Origin of the sequence: Klebsiella sp. ME-303, from assembly GCF_007910085.1 — a bacterium.
Taxonomy (GTDB): Bacteria; Pseudomonadota; Gammaproteobacteria; order Enterobacterales; family Enterobacteriaceae; genus Klebsiella; species Klebsiella michiganensis.
The window spans coordinates 1-2,128 of sequence record NZ_VOJB01000023.1 but is presented as its reverse complement, the minus strand read 5'-3'; the positions used below and the strand labels follow the sequence as shown (position 1 = coordinate 2,128).

Genomic DNA, 2,128 nt, shown 5'->3' with positions numbered 1-2,128 from the left:
CACCAAATTCTCCCGATGCGGAGGGAAAACTAAAAATACATCGGGAAGACTTTTCACGCTAACTTATTGAATCTAAATTACATAAAGATTCGCAAAGAGGCATGAAAACAAGAATTTGGCTCCTCTGACTGGACTCGAACCAGTGACATACGGATTAACAGTCCGCCGTTCTACCGACTGAACTACAGAGGAATCGTTGTGGAGTCGTATCTTAGCGGCGAAAAAACTTTTGTCAAACATCTATTCGCCGTCCGAGGCTCAACTGGCGCATCCATCAACAAATTGTCGCCATTATCGACAATTTATCGGGAAAAATGCTTTGCAGGATTAGCTTTTCTCTATCATCATTTGAAATGTAGTTTCAACTTTTCTCACTAAGGTCTCCCTTGAACGTCACCGCCGCATTACGCCAGTCCGTCGAACGCACGTCCTGGTTTAAAAAACGCAAGAGCTATCGCGTCCTCTACTGGCGTGAAATCAGCCCGCTTGCGGTCCCCATTTTGCTGGAAAACGCCTGCGTATTGCTGATGGGCGTGTTGAGTACTTTTTTGGTTAGCTGGCTCGGTAAAGAGGCCATGGCGGGCGTAGGCCTGGCCGACAGCTTCAATATGGTGATCATGTCCTTTTTTGCCGCCATCGACCTCGGTACGACCGTGGTGGTGGCGTTTAGCCTGGGCAAACGGGACCGGCGGCGGGCAAGGGCGGCAGCGCGCCAGTCGCTGGCGATAATGACCCTGTTCTCGATTATTCTCGCGGCGGTCATCCATGCCTTCGGCGCGGAAATCATTAATTTTGTCGCCGGGGATGCGACAGAAGAGGTAAAAGCTCTGGCGCTGACCTATCTGGAGCTGACGGTGCTGAGCTATCCGGCGGCGGCAATCGCCCTGATCGGCAGCGGCGCGCTGCGCGGCGCCGGGACCACCAAAATTCCGCTGCTGATCAACGGCGGGATGAATATCCTCAATATTATTATCAGCAGCATCCTGATTTACGGCATTTTCTCGTGGCCCGGCATGGGGTTTGTCGGGGCGGGGCTGGGATTAACGATTGCCCGTTACATTGGCGCGGTGGCCACCATTTGGGTGCTAATGATCGGTTTTAACCCGGCGCTGCGCATTTCGCTGAAGAGCTATTTTAAGCCGTTTAACTTCGCCATTATCTGGGAAGTGATGGGCATCGGGATCCCCGCCAGCATTGAATCGGTTTTGTTCAACGGCGGTAAGCTGCTGACGCAGATGTTTGTTGCCGGGATGGGGACCAACGTGATTGCCGGTAACTTTATCGCTTTCTCCGTGGCCGCGCTGATCAACCTGCCGGGGAACGCGCTCGGTTCAGCATCGACTATTATCACCGGCCGACGCCTCGGAAAAGGGCAGATCGCTCAGGCGGAGCGTCAGGCGTGGCACGTCTTCTGGCTGTCGACCATCATTTTGACGGCGATCGCCTGGGGAACCGCGCCGCTTGCCGGCCTGATCGCCTCGTTCTATACCAGCGAAGAGGACGTCAAAGTGGTGGTGAAAGAGCTGCTGTGGCTGAACGCCTTCTTTATGCCGATCTGGGCGATGGCCTGGACGCTGCCGTGCGCCTTTAAAGGCGCGCGCGACGTGCGTTACACCATGTGGGTCTCAATGCTCGGCATGTGGGGCTGTCGCGTGGTGGCGGGCTACACGCTGGGGATTGTGCTGGGCATGGGGGTGATCGGCGTCTGGCTGGGTATGGTGCTTGACTGGGCGGTGCGCGGCGTTTTGTTTTACTGCCGGATGGTCAGCGGGCGCTGGCTGTGGAAGTATCCGCGAACGAAAGCGCAGGCCGACGAGACCCGCGCGCAGGTTGAAGAAACGTAACACGCGGTGGGCGAAACGGGACTTTTCGCCCAAAGTGGAGAATTATTCGGCAAACGGTTTGAAATGTGAAAACAGCCTTTGACAAGGTGGGGCGCCATCGATAATATGCGCCTCGTTCAAACGATTCCTCTGTAGTTCAGTCGGTAGAACGGCGGACTGTTAATCCGTATGTCACTGGTTCGAGTCCAGTCAGAGGAGCCAACTTCTTGTTTTCATGCTGCTTTGCGAATCCCTATTTGATTCAGTTCCAATAAGTTAGCGTGAAAAGTCTTCCCGATGTATTT

2 protein-coding genes and 2 tRNA genes are annotated in these 2,128 nt (G+C 54.4%); 3 read left to right on the top strand and 1 reads right to left on the bottom strand.

Annotation, left to right across the window (positions count from 1 at the left end; translation table 11 throughout):
* Positions 1 to 116: 116 nt before the first annotated feature.
* A tRNA-Asn gene (locus tag FQK12_RS00205) sits at positions 117 to 192 on the bottom strand.
* A gap of 6 nt (positions 193 to 198) precedes the next feature.
* Here FQK12_RS00205 and FQK12_RS27945 point away from each other — a divergent pair.
* From FQK12_RS27945 to FQK12_RS00195, 3 genes are all read left to right on the top strand, one after another.
* On the top strand, positions 199 to 378 hold the full coding sequence (locus FQK12_RS27945) for a DUF5951 family protein (RefSeq protein WP_219538927.1): 180 nt from the start codon (positions 199 to 201) through the stop codon (positions 376 to 378).
* An 8-nt stretch (positions 379 to 386) separates the two neighbouring features.
* On the top strand, positions 387 to 1,844 hold the full coding sequence (locus tag FQK12_RS00200; RefSeq protein ID WP_014229916.1) for an EmmdR/YeeO family multidrug/toxin efflux MATE transporter: 1,458 nt from the start codon (positions 387 to 389) through the stop codon (positions 1,842 to 1,844).
* A gap of 125 nt (positions 1,845 to 1,969) precedes the next feature.
* Positions 1,970 to 2,045: transfer RNA gene (locus tag FQK12_RS00195), tRNA-Asn, on the top strand.
* Positions 2,046 to 2,128 lie beyond the last annotated feature (83 nt).